This window comes from Salinibacter sp., from assembly GCF_036626415.1.
Lineage (GTDB): Bacteria > Bacteroidota > Rhodothermia > Rhodothermales > Salinibacteraceae > Salinibacter.
This window is the reverse complement of record NZ_JAZKRW010000006.1, coordinates 1-19410: the sequence shown is the minus strand read 5'-3', so window position 1 is coordinate 19410 and position 19410 is coordinate 1. Positions and strand designations below refer to the sequence as shown.

The window sequence follows — 19410 nt, the reverse complement described above, 5'->3', positions numbered from 1 at the left end:
GGCCTTTCGTGGGAGAGAGCCCGTTTGGACGCTCGCCCCTTCGAGGGCCGGCTCCCGCCTCCCCGCCGACCGACCCCGAGTCCCTCCCCCGGTTTCGAGACGCCCTCCTGGGCGGTGTAGTTGGGGTTTCGGTCAGCGTCGGGATGCTTGCGCTGCTGTCGGACACCGATCTCTCCGACCGCCGTGCCCGAGCGCAGTACGGGGACAACGAAGAGCTGCGGGCCCAGGGCGTCGCGTTGCTGCTGATTCTGGGAAGTGCGCCGATTGGGGCTGTGATTGGGGCTGGGCTTGCGGACGATGGGCTTCCGGGCGAGGCCCTTTTCGCCGCGGGGCTCGGAGAGCTCATCGTTGGTGGAATGGGAGCCGTGGTGGGCATCGGCGGAACGGCCCTCGTGGGCGGTGGGCCTCAAACGCAACAGGTGGGGGCGGGCGTAGGGGCCGGGATCGGAGCGGCGGTCGGGGCCGCCCTCGGGGCCACGCTTTCTGCTCGGGACGAGCACGGTGCCCTGTCGCTCCGAGAGGGAGGATGGTCCGTCGGGGTTCCAGACATCACAATTCGTCCCGCTCCGCAACGCGACCTGCCCGTGGTTGCGCGCATCTCTCTCGTCACGGCCCGCTTTTAGGACGCCAGTCATTTCCGGACAACGTTCACGGAGACGGATGAACTTCTGTCTCCCCCGAAGGTACAGCGAAGTGTCGATTGAGCGCAGCGCTTCTGCAGTCTGCGGCTCCATCCTGTCCCGAATGTCGACACGCTCGTGATTGCACGTGAAGGATACACCATCATCGCCCTCGTGATGGGCCTGGCGCTCGCGCTGACTGTCGGGTCGCTTTGGGTCGATTCGTGGCTTGTGCGGGGGCCGATGCTCGCGCTCGCGGCGGGAGGCCTCGCGTTCACCCTTTACTTCTTTCGGGACCCGGAGCGCACGCCGCCCCCGGACGCCCTGGAGGCCGGCATCGTGGCCCCGGCCGATGGCCGTGTTGTAGAAGTTGCGGACGAGGAGGAGCCCTTGTACCTGGACGGCCCGGCGCGGCGCATCTCCATCTTCCTCTCGCCGCTGGACGTGCACGTGAACCGGGTGCCGGCGCGGGGCGTGATCGAGCACGCCGAATACCGCCCCGGCGACTACCTGGTGGCCTGGCACCCCAAGGCCAGTGAGAAGAATGAGCGATCCGAATTTGGGCTGCGGCACCCCAGCGGCACGATGCTCTTGTTCAAGCAAATCGCCGGGGCCGTGGCCCGCCGCATTGAATATGATCTCCAAGAAGGGGACACTGTAGAGACGGGGCAGCGCTTCGGCATCGTCAAGTTCGGATCGCGGATGGACCTGCTCGTGCCGCCGTCGGTAGAGCTTCGCGTGGAAGAAGGGCAGACCGTGCGGGCAGGCACGACCGTCCTGGGCCGCATTCCAACGACCGACGCTGACCCCTCGCAGGTCCCCAAGGCTCCGTCCGCATCTACGGACGCGTCCGCACGCCGCTCGTCTACTCCTTGATTGCTGACTGAACGGGATGATCGACCTCTTTGGGGCCGACCGTGTGGACAGTGCGGCTCGGGCAGACGATCGCTCCTCCCGGCCGGCGAGCGTCCGGCGTCGTCTCCGGGCCTACCGGAGTGCCCGTCGCGAGCAGCGGGGCGAACGGCCGCCGCCCCGGGTGGCCGTGCCCTCCTTCTTCACGCTGATGAACTTGCTTTGCGGGTTTCTGGCCCTCACACAGGCGGCGAACGCCACGTTCGTCATGGCCTGCTGGCTCATTGTGCTGGCCGGCTTCTTCGACCTGCTCGATGGCGTCATGGCACGCCTCGCGGGGGCGGACAGTCCCTTTGGGGTCCAGCTCGACTCCCTCAGTGACATCGTCTCGTTTGGGGTGGCGCCGTCCTTTTTGCTCTACAGCTACGTGCTGAATGGTTTCAACCCCCTCGGAATGATCGTCGCGGCCCTCCCGGCCCTCTGCGGGGCGGTCCGGCTGGCCCGCTACAACATGACCGCCGACGAGAGCGACAAGCAGGGCTTTGAAGGGCTTCCCATTCCGGGCCAGGCCATTGCCGTCGTGGCCCTCATCCTGGCCGCGGAGAACTCGACCTGGGACGGTCGGTTTGCCCTCGACAGCCTCCGCGTCGTGGTGCCGGTCGTCGTGGTGCTTTCGGGGCTCATGGTGTCGAGCATCCAGTTCGACGCAATTCCGATGCCGTCCCTACAGACCATGCGCTCGCACCCTCAAAAGATCGCTGCCTACGGCCTTGCCGGACTGCTCATCGTGGGGCTTCAGGAGCAGGGGCTTTTGATTGTCCTGACGGTGTACTTGGTGCACGGCGTAGGGCGGTCCCTCTACCGACTCGTCCGGGCCCTTGTCACCCCAGTGCCGGACGAGCCGATCAGTTCCTGAGACCCATCGCGGCCCCCTCGTCCCTCTTTGCTCTCATCCGCAGTTGACCCGCTCATGTACAAGGCCACAATCTCGATTACCCTCCGACCCTCGATTCTGGATCCCGAGGGCAAGACCATCCAGCATGCCTTGACGAACCTCGGGTACGACGCGGTGGATCAGGTCCGCATGGGCAAGCAGGCCGAGGTGTGGATCGATGCGGAGAGCAAGGCGGACGCCCGTGCGGTGGCCACGGAGGCCTGTGAAAAACTGCTCGCCAACCCCGTTACCGAAAACTTCGACATCCAAATTGAGTCCGCGTCCCAGGATGCGGTCGAAGAGGGAACGGCGTGACGACGCAGCCGTCATCATCCTATTGAGGCCTGGTGCCTTTGCCTACGACGATCCGTTCACAAACGCTGTTCGATTGGCTGACATGACTGAGGGTTTTCCGCTACGCACGCTTGGTGCACCGGCTGAGCCGGACGTTCAACCGGCGCCCCCGGAGGTGGAAGAGGTCGAGCAGGAGGAGGAAGGCGGGGGAACCGACGATCCCTGGTTCGTCGTTCTCTTCAATGATGAAGTGCATACCTTCGAGGAAGTCATCGGGCAACTGGTGAAGGCCACGGGCTGCAGTCGTGGCGAGGCGGAGGACATGGCGTGGACGGTTCACAACGAGGGGAAGGCCACCGTCTACGAAGGCACCTTCGAAGAGTGCTTCGAGGTGCAGAGTGTCTTGAAGGAGATCCAGCTCGTGACGGAGATCCAGGGGTAGAGATCCAGAGGTAAGACGGCTCGGCCGGGCCTACGAGGCGGGGCGGCGCCACACGTGAAGGAGGGTCGCGGGGGCAGGGTGGGCGTAGCGGGTCGTTCCGTTCAGGGACTGCACTCGCACGGAGTCTGGACCCGGCACGACCACTGATCGGTCGTCGAGCCAGCCCCACACCGCCCCGTCTACTGGCCCGAGGCGTCGGGTCTGCCCCTGCACCCGCACGGCGGCCTGTGAAGAGGCATCGGTCCGAAGGGTAAACGCGATGCGCTCGCCTGAGGGGGACCATCGGGGACGCTCCTGGTCGGCCGTCGTCTCGTTGGGAGGGACAAGGAAAGTGGGCCGTGAGCCGTCGTAGATCACCACCTGACGATGCCCGGAGTCCTCCACCCGCACGTCGAGGGCCAACTCAGCCGCCTCCGGGGCCCAGCGATGGTGGCGGGCGCGGCGCTGGTCGCCAAACAGCGTTTCGGCATTGTCGCCCCGAGGGCCGCTCAAGACGAGTGAGGAGTCGGGCACGTACTCTCCGCGGTCCCGGTCGTATTTGAGCTCCCGGTAGATGTAGGCCATTCGTTGGCCGGTGGGGGCGTACCGAATACGATGCATGCGGCGAACATCGAGCGATGCCTGGGTGGCGCAGTCGTCCGTGTTCACCACGTACAGGTCGTCGTCGGTCCGGGCGGCCAGGGAGCCGTCCGACATCCAGTGGAGCACCTCGCGGACACTGTTGCAGCCCACGTCTCGGGTGGTGCCGTTGGGAGCCGCGATCTGGATGCTTCCGGGGCCGCGCTCGCCGTTGTCGGTGGGGCGGTAGTGGCCGACGGCGAGGCGATCCCGGTCGGGGTGCCAGGCCAGAGAGTACGTCACTGCCGGTCCGGGCACGGCGTGCACCCGCCGCAACTGTTGGGTCGTCAGGTCCAAGAGTGCGAGGTGAGACGAGTCTGCCGTGGCGTAGCTAAAGGCGAGGTAACGGCCGGACGGAGAGACCGCCCGGGCCGGTTTGGCCGTGGCCCCGGAGACAAGAGTCCGGGGGGCGTCGGCGCGCGCCTCCTGGAGGGTCAGTTCCCCGGCGGAGGACGTGTACAGCAGAAAGAGGGCCGGGTCAGGCGACGGGGCATCGGTCTTGCTCGTGGGATCGGGGGACTGTGAGGATGAGCAGCCCAGCCCGACTCCCAGAATGCCCACGAGTGCAACGGAGACGAACCAGCGGAGCGCCGACGGCGGATGGTGCATGGACTGAGAGCGGCTTGGAAAAGTGCAGCAATAGACAAAACGTATGGGGACGATCCATGAAGGTCAGGCAAAGCCCCCGGGCGGCCCCTCCCTTCCGAACTTGGCCCGCGCATCGAGACGGAGGGCGTTCCAAGAGCGTTCCACATAGTCGCAGAACAAGTCCCAAGAGACTGCATAGAAAGCCGACGTAAATAAAAATCCGAATCCTTTTCCTTTAAGGAGAGGGAATCGGAGGTGCGCTGAACGCGAACATGAGAAGATTTTAACCGAGTTATGGAGACAGGAACCGTAAAGTGGTTTAGCCCTGCCGAAGGATATGGATTCGTTGAGCCCGACAATGGAGAGGACGATGTCTTTCTCCACCACAGCGAGGTGCCCGACGAAGACCTGGAAGAAGGCGACCGTCTCGAGTTCGAAATTGAGGAGACGGAGAAAGGACTGAACGCCGTCAACATTCAGCCCATTACCGAGCCCGAGTGGTAAACTCAGTTCGGTTCACTCGAATGCCCCTGGGCGTCCTGCCCAGGGGCATTTTTTATTTCTGGACACTGCATTTAGGGGCGAGATCTGGGCAGCGGTGCGGTCTCAGGCCCTGCCCTGGAGGGACAAAGTCCGATAAGGCGGTTCGTCTCACTGTTCAACGCGTTGGGGGAGCGCTTTGCGCCGAGCACCCATGCCGAGTCCCTTGCCGTACTGCGTGGAGAAGACAGGCGCCGTCCGTAATTTGGTTTTTGACCTGGGTCTCGCCCGGAAGGGTGTCGATGTGGGACAGACCGGGGACGCGACCCGCACGCTGCTTTCTGGATGCGATCTGCGCAGGATGGTCCGGTTGAGCTACCTTCCCCCGCCCGACCCAGTTGGGGGCTGTTCGCGATATGTGTCTGTCCCGCCTCGGCACCAGGACGTACACAGACATCTTTAAGGTCCAGTCGCCATGGGCCGCATGCACTCCGTCGGCGCTGCGCCTCGTCACACGGTGCGCACGGCCGCTGGGTCTCTTGTTGCAGTGGCCCACGGATGTCTATCAGGCCGCGCGCGTCCCTTACTCTTACTCTCGGGAGCGCATCGAGGACCAGGAAGGAGACGCCTGCACATCCCTGAACCGGCGGCTCAGAAAGTCAAAGTTGTGCCCAATTGATGCGGCGAGGGCCGCCTCCAGGTCACGCACGTGATGCGTGTGAACGGGCGGATGGGAGCGCCGAGCGTCTGTGTCACGGCGGAAGGGAGACCGATAGGCAGAAGGAGAAACGTGCATAAGGGACATTTTTGATGCTAGATTGACGTGTTTCGTGTCCGGACGCACAATAATTTATCCGAAAGGATTAATAATGTTCCTGAACAGACTTTGAAGCCCCTAGTGCCCAACGCATCACGGAAATGAAACACAAAAAACTCAAGTGACTATGCAACTTCCGTTTTGAACACAAAATCGCTCACTCTTTCCGTTCGTCATGACCATCAAGGAGCTGCAGTCTCTGAAGCCGTACCTCAAGATCTCAGCGCTGGCCGATGAGATCGAGGGGATCAACAAACATACGCTGCTTTCGAAGGTGCGGCGGGGGACCGAGCTTACGATTGTGGAAAGCGACAAGCTAGAGGCCAAGCTGGAGGAGGTAATGACCCACGCCGGGTTTTCCCTGACGCGCCGGTAACGTGCGCAAGACACAGGCATGATTCTCTGGCCAGGACCGATGAAGGGTTGAGAATAACAGGGCCCGACGTCGAGCGACAAGAAGAGGGATAAAGAAGGGCACGAGTATCGCCCCGTACCCCCGCTGGCGGGGTGTAAGCGAGAGGCCGTCCACCGATGACGTCATCACCCATGCCGGACGTACGGCCCCAGAGGGGCAAGGAGGACGCTTGAGGCCGGGGGCAAGGCGAAACGGTCACACAAAGGAGGGCAAGCGGTGTACAGACACGGCTTTTCCTTCCCCCGCGGTTACCGAAGCGCATCCTCCAGGACCGTCGCGGCGTCGGTGTCGGCGTCCCGGTACTTAACAATGACGGGGGTCGACAGAGAGAGGCCGTGCTCTTCCCCGAACGCCGAGTCGACGGACCGAGAGCCCGGCACGACCACCGCCTTTTCGGGCACCTCCAGCGACTCATCGTCGGAGGCCGCGTGCACCGTTTCCTCCACGAGGTCGTATAGCCGCGTGGAGGAGGTGAGGGTGACCCCTGCGGCCAGCACGGCCCCTTCCCGCACGATGCAGCCCTCATAGAGCCCTGCGTTGCCCCCCACGAAGACATCGTCCTCCACGATGACCGGGGTCGCGTGCACCGGCTCCAATACGCCGCCCACCTGCGCCGAGGCCGAGAGGTGCACCCGTTTGCCGATCTGGGCGCAGCTCCCCACCAGCGCGTGGGAGTCGATCATGGTTTCTGCGTCGACGTACGCCCCTACGTTTACGTACATGGGGGGCATGCACACCACGCCGGGCGCCACGTACGCCCCGGTTCGAATGGCTGATCCGCCCGGCACGAGGCGCACGTCGTCGGCCTTCCGGAGCGGCTTAACCGGGAATGTGTTTTTGTCGTAGAATGGAAACCGGTCGCTTGAATAGTCGACGGTCCGGCCAATGCGAAACCCCAGAAGGATGCCCTCTTTCACCCATTCGTTGGCGTGCCACGTGCCGTCGGCGGCGGGCGCGGCGGCACGAACATCGCCGGCGTTGAGGGCCTGAACGAGGTCGGCCACGGCGTTGCCGGCGACGCCCCGATCGACGCCCGATGGCTCTGTGGATTGCGCCACCAGCGACTCGATGCGGTCTTGTAGGTCGGTCATGCGTCGAAAAAACAGTGTGTGGACAGACGGTGAGGGGCAGACATCCTTGGTGCGCATTCGCCATGAAGCTCCGAAGCGGCGGACACATTGTAAACCCGCATCCCGTAGCATTTTTTGTGCAAAACTGGCTTCCCGCCACGCTCTTGCGTTCCCCCAACTTTGTTATTGCCCATGAAACGGTTGCTCGTCATTGTCGCCCTGTTTCTCTGCACCAGCCTCGCGTCGTGCCAGTGCTCTGAACAGCCTGATGTGGGGCCGGTCGAAGGAGAGGAAGAACAGGCCCATCGGATGCAGGACACATCCAGCGTGGAGGCGACCCGGCTCGCGTAGAGCAGAACAGTACATTGAACATATTGTACACATGTGTGTCGCGTCCCTTGGAAGGCGTCTTTTGACCCATGCCCATTCCGGACGAAAAGGTGGAGGAGGTTCGTACCGCGGTTGACCTCGTGGAGGTGGCGGAGGACTACGTACAGTTAGACCAGAGCGGCTCCCGGTACATGGGGCTGTGTCCGTTTCACAACGAGGACACCCCCTCCTTTAGCGTTGATCCGGAACAGAACCTCTACTACTGCTTCGGCTGCCAAAATGGGGGGGACGCGTTTAAATTCCTCCAGGAGATCGAAGGCGTGGGCTTTTTGGAGAGCGTGCGAATGCTGGCCGACCGGTACGGCATCCCGCTGCCGGAAGAGGAGACGGATCCCGAGGCGACCAACGAGCGAGAAGGCATTCTGCATGCCCTGCGTTTTGCGGCGCGCTTCTTTTACCGTCAGCTCACGCAGTCGGACCGGGGCCGGCCTGCGCTCGACTACCTCCGCCGACGCGGCTTTACGCCGCAGACCATCAAGCAGTTTGGGCTCGGCTACGCCCCCGACGAGTGGGACGCCCTTCTGACGACTGCGGAAGAGGAGCAACTTGATCTGGAGACGCTGAAGAAGGCCGGACTCGTCATTGAGCGCAACGACGGGAGCGGGCACTACGACCGGTACCGGGGCCGCATCATCTTTCCCATCTTCTCCCACATTGGCAAGGTGCTGGCCTTCGCCGGGCGCATCCTCGATCCCGACGATGAGCGCGACCAGCCCAAGTACATCAACTCGCCGGAGACGGAGGTCTACCACAAGAAGGAGGTGCTCTACGGCCTGCACCAAGCGAAGCAGGCCATCCGCAGGACCGACGAGGTGCTGCTCGTGGAGGGGTATACGGACGTGATCAGCCTGTCGCAGGCCGGGGTTGGAAACGTCGTGGCCTCCAGCGGCACAGCCCTCACCGAGCAGCAGATCAGCGTGCTGGATCGGTACGCCAAACGGGCGGTCATGCTCTACGATGCGGACGAAGCGGGGGAACGGGCGGCCCTTCGAGGGATGGAGCGTGTCCTGGAGGCCGGTTTGGGGGCCTACGCCGTAGAACTCCCCACGGGCAGCGACCCGGACGAGTACGTCCAGGAGCATGGGGGCGATCCCTTTTCCGACTACGTGGAGGAGCACCGGCAAGACCTCCCGTCCTTTGCCTACCAGCGCGCCCGCCGCAACGGGGGGCTTGAGACCCCGGAGGATCGAGTCGACGTCCAGCGCGAAATCATCGAGTCGGTGGCCCGGATCCCAGATCCGAACCTTCGGCGCGAGTACGTCGCCCACACGAGCGAGGTAACGGGCGTGCCGGACTCGGACCTGTTCCGCATGCTGGAAGAGGAGCGCGAGCAGCTGGAGCGTCGGGCCCAGCGGCGACGAAAGCGGGAGCAGAAGCGTCAGCAGAGGCCGTCGGAGGAGGCTGCGCCCTCCGCCGAAGACGGCGCCGCCCCGCCCGCCCGCAGCGGCGCACCGTCCTCGACGTCCAATTCCGCAAACGGGACGACGTCGGGCCCCGCCCTGCTCCCGGAAGAGCAGGTGCTGTTTCGCCTCATGCTCGAAAACGGACGCCGCATGGTGGGCCTCGTGCTGGGGCACATGGCGCTGGACGAGTTTACAGAGGGGACGCCCCGCCAGCTCGCGCGCACCTTCGCCGAGATGTACGAGGCCGGCACCGTGGAGCCCCAGCAGATCCTGGGTGGCGAGCATGGAGAGACGCTCCAGCAACTCGGCGCGGCCGTCATGATGGACGAGCACGAAGCCTCGGAGCACTGGGCCCAGAAGGAAGACATTCCGGTGCCCCACCTCAATGACCGTCCTTACGATGCGGCCCGAAGTGCAATGAAGTTCCTGAAGATGGACCGCGTGGACGAGGCCATCGAGGCGGTGCGGGAGCGGATGTATCAGGCCACGCAAGAGGGAGCAGACGATCAGGTCGAGCGCCTCCAGCAGAAGATGATGTCGCTGCAAGAACTCCGGAAAGGCATCAAGCGCGGCGCGTTTCTCGACGACTGATGGGGCTGCTCCATGCCCCCGCGCCAGATTCGGGCGTTACTGTGGGGGCGGCAGTGAGGGGAGTGTGTCGGGAGCCCCCACAGCTTCGGGGTGAAGGTCGAGGGGGCGGCCCTCAATCTTCATGCGGCCCGTGGCCCGGGTCGTTGCGTCGGCCAATTCCTGCCAAGGGTTCGACATCCAGAGCCGCCGGTGGGTACTGATGATTCGAAGCTGACGGCGGCGGTACCGGGTCGGGCGCTGCTCCGCAAGCGTTTCGAAGCGGTCGTGGAGCCGAAGCAGGCGCTCGCGGTTGGCCTCGGTGAAACCAAACTGCGCGATGTCGTCGACCAGAGACTCGTACTGCCGGTCCCAGGGCGTCACTTGATCCGCGGTGGGCCCCGCATAGGTGGAGGCGTCGTACCGAAAGGTGGCGGTGGAATCGAGCGCACTGACGCCCGCAGCGCGAAGGACGGCCGGGGCCTCCAGCGGGAGAAAGAACCGCACGGCCTTTCCGTCGATGGATGCGACGAAGCGCACATTGCCCGCCTCCGGAATCGTGCCGTCGGGGGAGGAGGGCAGGTCGATGTGGGGGTTCAGGGCTCGAAAGCGATCGTAGAGCGCGGTGGCCGTATCGGCCTCCGGCCCCCAGTCAAACGAGCGGTCCAGGGAGTCGAGAGGAGCCAACAGTTCGCGCAGCGTGAGTGCGGATCCCCGTGACACCTGCAGGCGGGCGGTGCGGAGGGGCGGCGTCTGGTCTACCGGGCGATCGTCGCGGGCCTGCAGGGCGCCGTACGCGGCCGGCACGTAGCCGCGGGAGTCACTTCCGAACGTGGATCCGTCACGCACCCTGTCGAAGCCCTCCGTGACGGCCCAGGCGTAGGCGTCTGCAACGGTCGAGGAGGCGGTAAAGCGGTCCGAGGTGTAGAACCCGCGATACAGCTTGAAGATGTTGCCGGGCCCGGCGTGGTAGGCCGAAAGCCCCGGAAGTTCGTGTCCCACGGCGTTGGCGTAGCCACGGAGCAGCAAAAAGGCGGGCTCCAGCACGAGGAGGGGGTTCTCTTCCTCCTCCACGTGCACCCAGGCATCGCCCTCGGTCGGAAGCGTGTACTCGGTCACGCCGCTCCGGCGCAGGACCCAGGGCAGCATCTGGTAGCGACTCACGGCCCCGGCCGCCGACACGAGGCGGTCCTGGTTGAAGGTCTCGACGGTGCCAATCTCCGTGGCGAGCAGACTCAGCCCGAGGTGCTCGGCGAGCCGGCGTTCGTAGGCGCGGTAGGCTCGGTCGCGCTCGTGGGCGGCCCGCACCTGGTGGGCCCGGCCCCAGCGGACGATGATGTCGTCGAGCGGCACGCCCTGTCGCTCGTACTTGTCCACGAGACGATCCATGGCCTCGTGGCGCCGCTCGTCCACGGCCCTCCAGTCGGTGGCCTCTCCATTTTCGTACTCCGCCCGGAGCTCCGTCAGTTCGAACAGCTCCAGCACCTCGTCTGTCCGGCGGTCGATGACCCGGATGGTAAAGTTGTCGTCGTGGACCTGCCGGTGCACGTACTGGTCCAGGAGCGTGTGAAATTGCCGGAGGACGTTCGGGGTGCGGGCCGACGACAGCGAGGCCGTGGGGGTGAAGTAGGGAGCGAGCTTCGTCGAGGGGTGAGAGGAACGATCCGCCAGGGTGGGGGCCGTGCTTGTGGCCGAAGGAGCTGAGCCCCGAAGCAGGGGGAGGGGAAAGAACGAAAGGTCGGAGAGAACCTGTGACTGTCCCGAATAAGAGGGAGCGATTGCACTCAGAGCGACGAGCAGCGTCATGCCGCTCAGCAGGGCCACGGAGAGACGACGAACGAGCTGCCCCGCGTCGAGAGAAGACGCATCGGGGGCCTCGTCGGATCGGCCGGACCAGAAGGGAATGTGCATGACAGAACGAGCGTGAGGTCCGAGGTGCAGCGCGGTCGCAGAACGTCAGGCGGAGGCCGCAGCGGATGTCTTCTCGGCCTGTTCAAGGAGTGCGTGGAAGAGGGGCTGAGTTACGGAGCCCATCCGTTCGGGATGGAACTGAACGCCAAACAGCCGTCCATTCTCGTGCTCGATCGCCTCAATCACGCCGTCCGGGGCCGTTGCGGCCACTGAAAAGCCCGTTCCCACGGTGGCGATGGCCTGGAGGTGGCGTGTGTTGACCGTCAGGGTGTCGGTGTCGAGCCAGCGACGCAGGCGAGAAGACGGCTGTAGGGCGACGGGGTGGGTCGTGGCCCCACGTTTCTGACTGTGGGTCTGTGCGCCGTCGTGCTCGGCCTCCACGTCCCCGTAAATCGTGCCGCCCGCGAGGGCGTTGAGGCGCTGCATGCCGTAACAGATGCCCAAGATGGGCCGTCCGCTCTGCCAGCAGGCCTCAATCCAGCGACGGTCCGAGTCGGCACGCAGCGAGTCGAGCCGATCCAGGTCTTCCGGAAGGTCCCCGGTACAGCCCTCGGACACGGCCGGGCCGCCCGGCACCACGAGTCCGTCGATCTGACCGAGCAGTCTCTCGACGGTGCGGGCCGATGTGGTGGTGGGGAGCACGATGGGGACCCCACCAGCGCCTTCGATGGCCGTCACGTACCGGCGGTCCAGGCGCTGGGTCCCATCCGTGTAGGAGGTCGTAAGGCCAATGTGAGGGGGCATGGGGACAGTCGGTCGGGAACGAGACAGCGGGTGGACGGGACCCAGGACCCACCTGGGTGCTGGCAAACCGGTGGGCTGGTGGGCTCAGGGCCGTACGTCGCGCAGCGTGATCGGGGTAGGGTCGGAGGAGGCCGTCAGGTCGAGGGCCAAGGTCAGGGTGTCGCGGGCCCGAACGACATTCGTGGCATGGGCCCCGAGAGACCCGCGATCGAGTTGGTCGTGCAGGGCACTTTTGATGGTGCGGCGCTGGCCCTGCGTGGTGGAGGAGCCGTGAATGACCTTCAGGCGGCTCCGCCCGCGGTCTTCGGCCAGCCGGAGCGTGCTGAACGTCACGTCGAGGGCCTCGTCGACCGACAGGCCGTGTAGGTCCAGGGTCACGGTGGTGCCGTCGTCGTTGAGCGTGGGGGAGGACATGGGCCTCGAAGGACGATCGGTGTAGTGCGTGATACATTCCAGGCCGGAAAGAGATTCCGTGAAGCCCCCAGTGCGGAATTGCTCTTGCCAAGAAACCGCCAGTTTGCAGGCAGGGGGCGCGGGGATTGCCTCGACCGTTGGGGCTGCCTGAGAGATCCGACGGCCGCGTTCGACCATGCCGGGTTTTGGTCGCCAAGGGGCGTGATGGTAAGGCAGTGCCCGCGGCGCGTTTCCACGTCGTCGAAGTGCGTCGGGGACATGGGCCGTGTGCTCGGTTGCCCGACTGCGCCACGGCCTCCATAGGATCAGTGGGGCCGAGAACCGGCTGCCCGCGCCCCAACGCGAAAGAATGGTCTACGAAGGGCCTTCAGACCGTACGGCCTCCCCGGTTAGGCGGGCCCGCTCCCGCTCGATCTGGTCCAGCAGGCGCGGGTCGTGCTCCGCGAGGCGTTCTATGAGCGAGATGAGGTCTTGCCGGGTCAGGTCTTCTACGAGGGTGGCCACCGCGGCGGGCTCGGACTTGGGCACGTCTTCGTCGGCGAGCACCTTCAGGAGCGTAGCCACGACGTGCTTACACCAGGAGCCTTCGTAGTACGGACACGTGCATTCGACGCCCGCAATGTGATCGGTGTCGAAGCGGACAGTCACCAAATACGGATGCACGTCACTGCCCTGCACCTTTGCCTTGAGGGTCTGTTCGTCGGTTTGTTCTACGGACCGCACGGCACCCTCTTGGAGGTACTGTTGACCGCGCTCGAACGACCCACCAGCGGTGTGTTCCCGAAGGGCGTCTTTCGTGAAGGGAAGATCAGTCATGGCTGAGAGAAAAGATTAGGCGTTTAGCGCGGAGGAGGGCGCCTCAGCGGCGGTGGCGGATACGTGATCGAGAAAATTATCGAAGATGCGACGGGTGGGCTGGGCGGCTTCTACAGTGGCGTCAGTGCAGGTGTCGAGGGCCTGCTGAATGGAGTCCGCGGACAGGTCTTTCGAGCGAATCATGGCTTTGGCCGTCTTCAGGTCGTACTCGGGGTGGAACTGCACGGTGTACACCTGCTTGTATCGGAGCGCCTGCACTCCTGTCTCATTAGAAGCCAGGAGGCGGGCATCGGATGGGAGCTCGACCACATGGTCGGAGTGGGTCGCAAAGACGGTAAATGGATCTGGGAGGCCCTGCCAGATCGGATCCTCTTCTTCCTGGTGCACCTGGACGTATCCGAGTTCGTAGGAGCCGCCTCGCACGGTGCCGCCGAGAATCTGAGCAAGCAGCTGGTGGCCCCAGCAGACGCCGAGAATGGGTAGGCCATCGGCAATCGCTCCCTCCACCCACCGGGCCAGCTCTTGGATCCAGGGACGGTGGTCATCATAGACAGACGACTGCGAACCGCTAATGATCACCCCGTCGAAAGATTGGAGGGGGCCGTCGTCCGTCTGAATGGGCTCGGTAGCGCCGATAGGGGGTGGCATCTGCCCCTCATTTACATCGTAGACGGTGAGGGACGCGTCCACCTCCCGCTCAAAATTGCGTTGGGCATGAGGGGTGCCGAGCGATGCGTCGATGAGAGCGAGGTGCATCTCAGGAAGTCACATTCGTTTAACAGAGCCTCATTCTGATCACCGCCGAGAACGAAGTGCGTTCCAGCTTCTGGAAAGAGAAAAGGCCTTGACTGAATGTCGACTTTTCCGTAGCGTCCATATCAGGAGTTCCAAAGCAGTCGTGCCGGGGGCTTCAACCATGCGTGGGCGTGCGCCAATCCGTAGTCGAAAGCGGATCGTGAAGTGCAAAGAGATCCGGGAACGAGCCGACCGGCTCTGCTCCCTCCGTGAAAACTTTTTATACGGCTGATCGTGTCAGCCCCTGTATTCTCAATGTTGCTGCGCTGGTGGCCTTCATCCTTCTCCATTCGTATGACCACTGTGGCCTGCGGGTGCACCGGTCGCGTCGCCGCTTTCGGAGGGGCACTCGTGACGGCCCTGGTCTTTGGGCTTCTCTCGGCAGAGGGGACGGCCCGAGCTCAATCGGCAGCACAACCGGGGCGGACAGAGGCGGTTGCCGACCCGACCTCGAACCGAAAGGCCGGGTCTGACACCAGCCGGGCGGCCCGGTGGCGTGACGCGCGTCGACGGAAGGCCCAGTCGATGGAGGCGCACGAGCCGACCTTTGCGCAGCGCGCCACGTCGTTCGTAACCAATATCGGTGGGGCCGTCGTGCCGCACCGTTTGATTCTCGACGTGCCTCGGTTGGAGATCGCAGACTTTCATCCGGTCTTCGGGGGGCTCAGCGGAGATGCCGGGACGACGGCGGGGGTGCTCTACGCGCCCACATTTTGGGAGGGCCAGCAGCGCCTTGCCGAGGCCGAAGTTCTCGGAAGCCTCCGTGGGTATTATGGTGCGGGCGCGCGGTTCGGCGGAGTATCCGGGCCCTACGTGGGATACGCATACGCCCGGTACCACCACCGCCCCCGCGAGAGCTTCTACGGAGTTGGGGCCGACAGTCGTGTGGATACGGAGGCAGGGTTCCGTCTGGACCAGGGCATCGTGGGAGGACTTCTGGGATGGAGGCCAAGGTCCGGTGCACTGCTTGGGGGGCACGTTTCGTATCAGGCAAACCGGTACGGAACGGGGCAGGGCGATCGGCCGACGGTGGCGGAGCAGTTCGGGGCAACGCTCCCGGGGGTGGGGACCGACATGGATTACTTGATGCTCGGGGCCTTCTTCGAGCTTGACGTTCGGGATGCGCCGTACACCCGGGCGTTCGGGCACCGGTTTGCCCCGACGAAACCGCGACTGCGTGGCGTGTCCCTTGATGCGTCCCGTGGGTTTTACCTGGCGTCCGAGGTGACACACAACTTTAGCATGCGGGGACAGGATGTGGACTTCACCCGCTTTACGCTCGACGTGCGGGAGTTCATGCCGATTAGCGAAGGATTGCTTCATGGCTTTTCCTTCCGCCAGTTTGCATCGGTCACCCACTCGGGCGATGGGCGCGTGCCGTTTTATCGATTGCAATCAGTGGGCGGGGCCCGATCGCTCCGGGGGTATCCTACGGGGCGATTCCGCGACCGGAACGTGCTCCTGGCGAACGCGGAGGTGCGCTGCCAAATCTGGCACTGGATCGACATGGCGGTCTTTGCCGACGCGGGGCATGTATTTCGCACCTTTCGGGACGTAAACGTTGCGGACCCGCGGGTCGGATACGGGCTTGGGTTTCGAATCAAGGACGAGGGAAAGACGCTGGGACGCATCGACGTGGCACGGGGACAGGAAGGGTGGGAGCTGCATCTTGACTTGGGCTCTCTCTTTTAGCCATCATGCACCGTGCGTTCTCCGGGTCGACACGAGAGCCGTGGGGCCGGTACGCTGGGGCTCTGCTGTGCCTGCTGACTCTTCTGGGAGGAGAGCCTTCGCCCGCGGTTGCACAGCGGTTTCTCTCGGACGACCCGCTGTGGCACGATCCCGATCGCATGGACATGCCCTTTCCGGAGCCGACGCCGTCGGCCCACGGGATTGGGCCCCTGGAGTTTTTTAAACGCAGCTTTGGGGTGCCGGGCGACTACGCTGTGCCGGCGCAGAATATCAACACGGTGGGGGGCGTGCCGAATTCGTCCTGGTACACCAACCGCCACTACCGGTCGTCCCTGTCGTCGGCGGCCCTTCAACGGGGCCCGAACCAAGAGCCCGGGCCCTCTCGCGAGTCCTCATGGCGCGTGGTGAATCTGTTGACAGGAGGCGAGCTCCCGCGTGCCGTCATCCGAGACACCACCGGCCGAACATTTCGGATCCTTTTCGACGCCCCTGCGCACCCGGAGATGGCGACGGGCGCCGCCATGATCAGCAGCCGTTTGCTACACGCGCTTGGCTATAACGTGCCTCAGCATTGGCTGCGTCGCGTGCGGGCCGGGCGGTTGGTGCCGGAGCCGGACAGTGGCGTCACGCAGTCTCGGGTGGACAGCCTTCTCACATCGGCCGCCCAACGTCCTGACAGTACGTATCGAGCCCTCGTGACCCGGATCCCGAATGTTGAGCGTCGCATCGGGCCGTTTCGATTCAAAGGAACCCGTGCGGACGACGGGAACGATGTGTTTCCGCACGAGGACCGACGTGAATTGCGGGGCCTTCGGATCGTTGCGGCCTGGATTCACCACAGCGCGCTCCGTCCTCGCCATACGCTCGATGTCGGGGTAAAGGTGGAGGGACGTCGGTTTGTGCGGCACTACTTGACGGACCTGCACCTTACGCTCGGCAGTGGCGGGGCCGCCCCGAAGCCGGCGTGGGCGGGACACGAGCACGTGCTGGAACTGGATCGTGTGTTTGAGCGCATCGGGACGCTCGGACTGAGTGGTGGAGAGTGGGCCGAGACGGAGGTCCCCAACGACTCGACCGTTGGGCGTTTTAGCGCGAGTGGGTTTGATCCGCGGACGTGGCGCCCCGAATGGCCGAATCTTGCGTTCCAGCGCATCACCCCTGCCGATGCATTCTGGGCCGCGAAGAAGATTCGGAATTTCTCCCGAAAGGAATTGCGCACCATCGTGGCCACGGCAAACTACTCGTCGGAGGGGGTCTCCGACTCCATTGTTCGGACGCTCCTCGCGCGACGAGACGCCATCGGGCAGGCGTTTCTGGACTGGGGCGGCGGCCTCGACCGGTTTTCCGTCCAGTCCGGGCGTCTCACCTTTGAGGACCTCCGGGCGGCACACGGACAGGCCCCCGACACCCTACAGCGAACCGTCGAATGGCGAGCGTACGACAACCGAGCGGAAGAGGTGGGGCCGGTCCTGCGTCGTGCGTCCTCAGACCGAGTGTCGCTGCCCATTCCCCGCTACTCCCCGCCCTACCTCCGGGCCACTCTGGTGACGCCCCAAGCGGGCACGACCCACGTCTTCGTGCGTCAGACCGAGCAGGGGCGGGCGTCGCCGGGAGGGTCACTGCGTCGGCGGGTGGTTGGCGTTGAGCGCACGGATGGCACTGGGACGCAGGCGCCTTGACCGGGCCTGTGTGACACGAAACTGAGAGGCGAAGCCTCTAAGTGTACATGAAAATTGAAATTCTCCTTACGATATCTCATCATACATGGTGGTTTTTCTCCCCAAACAAAAATCACCAACCCTATGTCACTTACAAAGGTCTGGGTCATCCCTGTTCTGCTCCTCGTCGTGGGGTGTGGAAGCGCGGAAGACTCCTCAATGGAGACGGATGCCTACAACGGGACGATCACAGAGGTGAACGCCGAGGAGCGGAAGGTCCATGTTGAGGTGCCGGACGAGGGAACCATGGAGTTCGCGTTCACGGACACGACGCGAGTGTTGAAGAACTTCCTGGAAATGCCGTTCGACTCTTTGGGTGTCGACCGAAAGGTGCGCGTGGAGGTTGTGGAGACTGGAGAGCAGCCAGCCCCAACGTCGGTCACCCTTTTGGAGTGAGCCACCGCTTGGGGCTGAGATATGGAGGGCAACATTCGAGGGCTGGGCGCCAATTCCATCCTGTCCATCTGCTCCGGGTGCTCGTAGCACCGAAGGCGCGCGCTCTCCTTCTAGTGTGCTTCGTGCCAGAAGGGCGGCCGGAGGGGACGCTGATCGTCAAACACGGTGGCTTGGACGAACGCCGTGCGAAGCGCAAACGGGCCCTCAGTTCCCCTTCAGGGCGATGTTGTCGGGGCCGAAAATGCGCTGCGCCCCGCGCATGAACTCGGCGGTCGGCTCCACGACGTAGGCCCGGCTGCGGAGGCGCTCCTGGCCCCGAAGCTCAGGGGCGTCCACGTCGAAGTAGAGCGTGCAGTTGCCCTCCGTCCGTTCGCAGAGCTGCCGGAAGGTCTGGAGCTCGTCGGGCATCACCTGGTCGAGGTCCACCGTCAGGATCACCTCGCTCACCATCTGCTCGCGGACCTTCCACATCGGGGTGATGTCTTTGGCGAGCACCTTTACGGTGCCGCCACGCACCTCCACGTTGCCCTTCGCGAGGACGACGTTGTCGACCTCCAGGTAGGGCTGGACGCGGTCGAGGATGCTGGAGAAGATGACCATCTCGCCCTGGCCGGTGAAGTCCTCGATCGTGGCGAACGCGATGGGCTTGCCGGACCTCGTGGTGTTGCGGTCCACGTCGGTGATGATGCCGCAGAAGGTGCGGACGGGCCCCCGGTTGCGGCCGTCGCCCCCGGCGGCCTGCTCGATCACCTGTTCGAGCTGGTCCGGCTTGCCGAAGTGGGCGGTCGCAAAGGCGTCGGCCTCGGCGCGATATTCGTCGAGCGGGTGGCCGGAGACGTAAAAGCCGAGCACCTCGTGCTCTTCCTTCAGGCGCTGCGCCTTGGCCCAGGTCTCCACGTCGGGGAGTCCCGGCTGCATCGCCTCGGTGCCCGCGTCGCCGTTGCCGAAGAGCGAGTTTTGGCCGGCCATGCGGTCGTGCTGCACCTTCTGGCCGTAGCGCACGGCCTTGTCCATGATCTCCATCAGCTGTGCGCGGTGGCCCTCCAGGTCGTCGAGGGCCCCGGCCTGGGCAAGGGCCTCCAGGGTGCGCTTGTTGACCGTGCCCAGGTCCACGTTCTTCGTGAGGTCGAAGATGGAGTCGAACGGGCCGTGCTCCTCCCGGGCGTCGATGAGCGCGTCGATCGCCTTCTCGCCCGCGTTCTTGATGGCCGCGAGGCCGAAGCGGACGCGGTATTCCCCGTCCTCCCCCTGTTCCACCGTGAAGCGCGACTGGCTGCGGTTGATGGACGGCGGGAGCACCTCCAGGCCCATGCTTCGCGCCTCCTCCAACACCTTCGACAGCTTGTCGGTGTTGTCCATCTCGTTGGTCATCGCCGCCGCCATAAATTCCGGCGGGTAGTGGGCCTTCAGGTAGGCCGTGCGGTAGGCGACCAG

20 protein-coding genes are annotated in these 19410 nt (G+C 64.4%); 12 read left to right on the top strand and 8 right to left on the bottom strand.

Annotation, left to right across the window (positions count from 1 at the left end):
• The first annotated feature begins 8 nt into the window (after positions 1–8).
• From V5A20_RS01710 to V5A20_RS01690, 5 genes are all read left to right on the top strand, one after another.
• Positions 9–623: a hypothetical protein gene (locus V5A20_RS01710; protein WP_332326592.1), complete on the top strand. Its 615-nt coding sequence runs from the start codon at positions 9–11 to the stop codon at positions 621–623.
• Between the two features lie 135 nt (positions 624–758).
• Positions 759–1496, top strand: coding sequence for a phosphatidylserine decarboxylase family protein (locus V5A20_RS01705; RefSeq protein ID WP_332326591.1), 738 nt, complete (start codon positions 759–761; stop codon positions 1494–1496).
• Between the two features lie 16 nt (positions 1497–1512).
• Positions 1513–2388 carry a CDP-diacylglycerol--serine O-phosphatidyltransferase gene (gene pssA, locus V5A20_RS01700; RefSeq protein WP_332314777.1) on the top strand — a complete coding sequence of 292 codons (876 nt, stop codon included), beginning with the start codon at positions 1513–1515 and terminating at the stop codon, positions 2386–2388.
• Between the two features lie 54 nt (positions 2389–2442).
• The gene (purS, locus tag V5A20_RS01695; RefSeq protein WP_332314776.1) at positions 2443–2721 is read left to right on the top strand and encodes a phosphoribosylformylglycinamidine synthase subunit PurS; all 279 of its coding nucleotides are present in this window, start codon (positions 2443–2445) and stop codon (positions 2719–2721) included.
• An 82-nt stretch (positions 2722–2803) separates the two neighbouring features.
• Positions 2804–3142: an ATP-dependent Clp protease adaptor ClpS gene (locus V5A20_RS01690; RefSeq protein ID WP_332314775.1), complete on the top strand. Its 339-nt coding sequence runs from the start codon at positions 2804–2806 to the stop codon at positions 3140–3142.
• A gap of 30 nt (positions 3143–3172) precedes the next feature.
• Here the strand turns inward: V5A20_RS01690 and V5A20_RS01685 are convergent, their stop codons facing one another.
• On the bottom strand, positions 3173–4369 hold the full coding sequence (locus V5A20_RS01685; RefSeq protein WP_332326590.1) for a hypothetical protein: 1197 nt from the start codon (positions 4367–4369) through the stop codon (positions 3173–3175).
• A gap of 273 nt (positions 4370–4642) precedes the next feature.
• Between V5A20_RS01685 and V5A20_RS01680 the strand changes: the two genes are divergently transcribed.
• The gene (locus V5A20_RS01680) at positions 4643–4852 is read left to right on the top strand and encodes a cold-shock protein (RefSeq protein ID WP_332314773.1); all 210 of its coding nucleotides are present in this window, start codon (positions 4643–4645) and stop codon (positions 4850–4852) included.
• 968 nt (positions 4853–5820) lie between these two features.
• A complete protein-coding gene (locus tag V5A20_RS01675) occupies positions 5821–6021 on the top strand; it encodes a hypothetical protein (protein WP_332314772.1) in 201 nt (66 codons plus the stop codon).
• A gap of 287 nt (positions 6022–6308) precedes the next feature.
• Here the strand turns inward: V5A20_RS01675 and V5A20_RS01670 are convergent, their stop codons facing one another.
• Positions 6309–7151, bottom strand: a complete 843-nt coding sequence (locus tag V5A20_RS01670; RefSeq protein WP_332314771.1) for a 2,3,4,5-tetrahydropyridine-2,6-dicarboxylate N-succinyltransferase — start codon at positions 7149–7151, stop codon at positions 6309–6311.
• Between the two features lie 171 nt (positions 7152–7322).
• On the opposite strand from V5A20_RS01670, the gene V5A20_RS01665 reads away from it, so the two are divergent.
• Complete coding sequence (locus V5A20_RS01665) at positions 7323–7481, top strand: hypothetical protein (protein WP_332314770.1); 159 nt, start codon at positions 7323–7325, stop codon at positions 7479–7481.
• Positions 7482–7549: 68 nt separating this feature from the next.
• Positions 7550–9514 carry a DNA primase gene (dnaG, locus tag V5A20_RS01660; RefSeq protein ID WP_332326589.1) on the top strand — a complete coding sequence of 655 codons (1965 nt, stop codon included), beginning with the start codon at positions 7550–7552 and terminating at the stop codon, positions 9512–9514.
• A 36-nt stretch (positions 9515–9550) separates the two neighbouring features.
• On the opposite strand, the gene V5A20_RS01655 is transcribed toward dnaG, so the two are convergent.
• From V5A20_RS01655 to V5A20_RS01635, 5 genes are all read right to left on the bottom strand, one after another.
• Entirely contained in the window at positions 9551–11401 is a 1851-nt protein-coding gene (locus V5A20_RS01655) for a hypothetical protein (protein WP_332326588.1), read from the bottom strand.
• A 45-nt stretch (positions 11402–11446) separates the two neighbouring features.
• Positions 11447–12145, bottom strand: coding sequence for a gamma-glutamyl-gamma-aminobutyrate hydrolase family protein (locus V5A20_RS01650; RefSeq protein ID WP_332314767.1), 699 nt, complete (start codon positions 12143–12145; stop codon positions 11447–11449).
• A gap of 84 nt (positions 12146–12229) precedes the next feature.
• Positions 12230–12559 carry a Smr/MutS family protein gene (locus V5A20_RS01645; protein WP_332314766.1) on the bottom strand — a complete coding sequence of 110 codons (330 nt, stop codon included), beginning with the start codon at positions 12557–12559 and terminating at the stop codon, positions 12230–12232.
• A 354-nt stretch (positions 12560–12913) separates the two neighbouring features.
• Positions 12914–13375 (bottom strand): SWIM zinc finger family protein, encoded by a 462-nt coding sequence (locus V5A20_RS01640; protein ID WP_332314765.1) that lies wholly within the window; start codon positions 13373–13375, stop codon positions 12914–12916.
• A gap of 15 nt (positions 13376–13390) precedes the next feature.
• The gene (locus tag V5A20_RS01635) at positions 13391–14131 is read right to left on the bottom strand and encodes a type 1 glutamine amidotransferase (RefSeq protein ID WP_332314764.1); all 741 of its coding nucleotides are present in this window, start codon (positions 14129–14131) and stop codon (positions 13391–13393) included.
• 333 nt (positions 14132–14464) lie between these two features.
• Between V5A20_RS01635 and V5A20_RS01630 the strand changes: the two genes are divergently transcribed.
• The 3 genes from V5A20_RS01630 (at position 14465) to V5A20_RS01620 (ending at position 17976) form a co-directional block, all read left to right on the top strand.
• Positions 14465–15862 (top strand): BamA/TamA family outer membrane protein, encoded by a 1398-nt coding sequence (locus V5A20_RS01630; protein ID WP_332314763.1) that lies wholly within the window; start codon positions 14465–14467, stop codon positions 15860–15862.
• Between the two features lie 158 nt (positions 15863–16020).
• Positions 16021–17541, top strand: coding sequence for a hypothetical protein (locus V5A20_RS01625; protein WP_332326587.1), 1521 nt, complete (start codon positions 16021–16023; stop codon positions 17539–17541).
• Positions 17542–17664: 123 nt separating this feature from the next.
• Entirely contained in the window at positions 17665–17976 is a 312-nt protein-coding gene (locus tag V5A20_RS01620; RefSeq protein ID WP_332314761.1) for a hypothetical protein, read from the top strand.
• 204 nt (positions 17977–18180) lie between these two features.
• Here the strand turns inward: V5A20_RS01620 and V5A20_RS01615 are convergent.
• On the bottom strand, positions 18181–19410 hold a 1230-nt coding region (locus V5A20_RS01615), incomplete at its 5' end, for a helix-hairpin-helix domain-containing protein (RefSeq protein ID WP_332326586.1).

Bases quoted from the DNA above. Each gene is read 5' to 3' on its own strand.
- pssA (WP_332314777.1), top strand. From the start codon at position 1,513: ATGATCGACCTCTTTGGGGCCGACCGTGTGGACAGTGCGGCTCGGGCA.
- purS (WP_332314776.1), top strand. From the start codon at position 2,443: ATGTACAAGGCCACAATCTCGATTACCCTCCGACCCTCGATTCTGGAT.
- V5A20_RS01690 (WP_332314775.1), top strand. From the start codon at position 2,804: ATGACTGAGGGTTTTCCGCTACGCACGCTTGGTGCACCGGCTGAGCCG.
- V5A20_RS01685 (WP_332326590.1), bottom strand. From the start codon at position 4,369: ATGCACCATCCGCCGTCGGCGCTCCGCTGGTTCGTCTCCGTTGCACTC.
- V5A20_RS01680 (WP_332314773.1), top strand. From the start codon at position 4,643: ATGGAGACAGGAACCGTAAAGTGGTTTAGCCCTGCCGAAGGATATGGA.
- V5A20_RS01675 (WP_332314772.1), top strand. From the start codon at position 5,821: ATGACCATCAAGGAGCTGCAGTCTCTGAAGCCGTACCTCAAGATCTCA.
- V5A20_RS01670 (WP_332314771.1), bottom strand. From the start codon at position 7,151: ATGACCGACCTACAAGACCGCATCGAGTCGCTGGTGGCGCAATCCACA.
- V5A20_RS01665 (WP_332314770.1), top strand. From the start codon at position 7,323: ATGAAACGGTTGCTCGTCATTGTCGCCCTGTTTCTCTGCACCAGCCTC.
- dnaG (WP_332326589.1), top strand. From the start codon at position 7,550: ATGCCCATTCCGGACGAAAAGGTGGAGGAGGTTCGTACCGCGGTTGAC.
- V5A20_RS01655 (WP_332326588.1), bottom strand. From the start codon at position 11,401: ATGCACATTCCCTTCTGGTCCGGCCGATCCGACGAGGCCCCCGATGCG.
- V5A20_RS01650 (WP_332314767.1), bottom strand. From the start codon at position 12,145: ATGCCCCCTCACATTGGCCTTACGACCTCCTACACGGATGGGACCCAG.
- V5A20_RS01645 (WP_332314766.1), bottom strand. From the start codon at position 12,559: ATGTCCTCCCCCACGCTCAACGACGACGGCACCACCGTGACCCTGGAC.
- V5A20_RS01640 (WP_332314765.1), bottom strand. From the start codon at position 13,375: ATGACTGATCTTCCCTTCACGAAAGACGCCCTTCGGGAACACACCGCT.
- V5A20_RS01635 (WP_332314764.1), bottom strand. From the start codon at position 14,131: ATGCACCTCGCTCTCATCGACGCATCGCTCGGCACCCCTCATGCCCAA.
- V5A20_RS01630 (WP_332314763.1), top strand. From the start codon at position 14,465: ATGACCACTGTGGCCTGCGGGTGCACCGGTCGCGTCGCCGCTTTCGGA.
- V5A20_RS01625 (WP_332326587.1), top strand. From the start codon at position 16,021: ATGGACATGCCCTTTCCGGAGCCGACGCCGTCGGCCCACGGGATTGGG.
- V5A20_RS01620 (WP_332314761.1), top strand. From the start codon at position 17,665: ATGTCACTTACAAAGGTCTGGGTCATCCCTGTTCTGCTCCTCGTCGTG.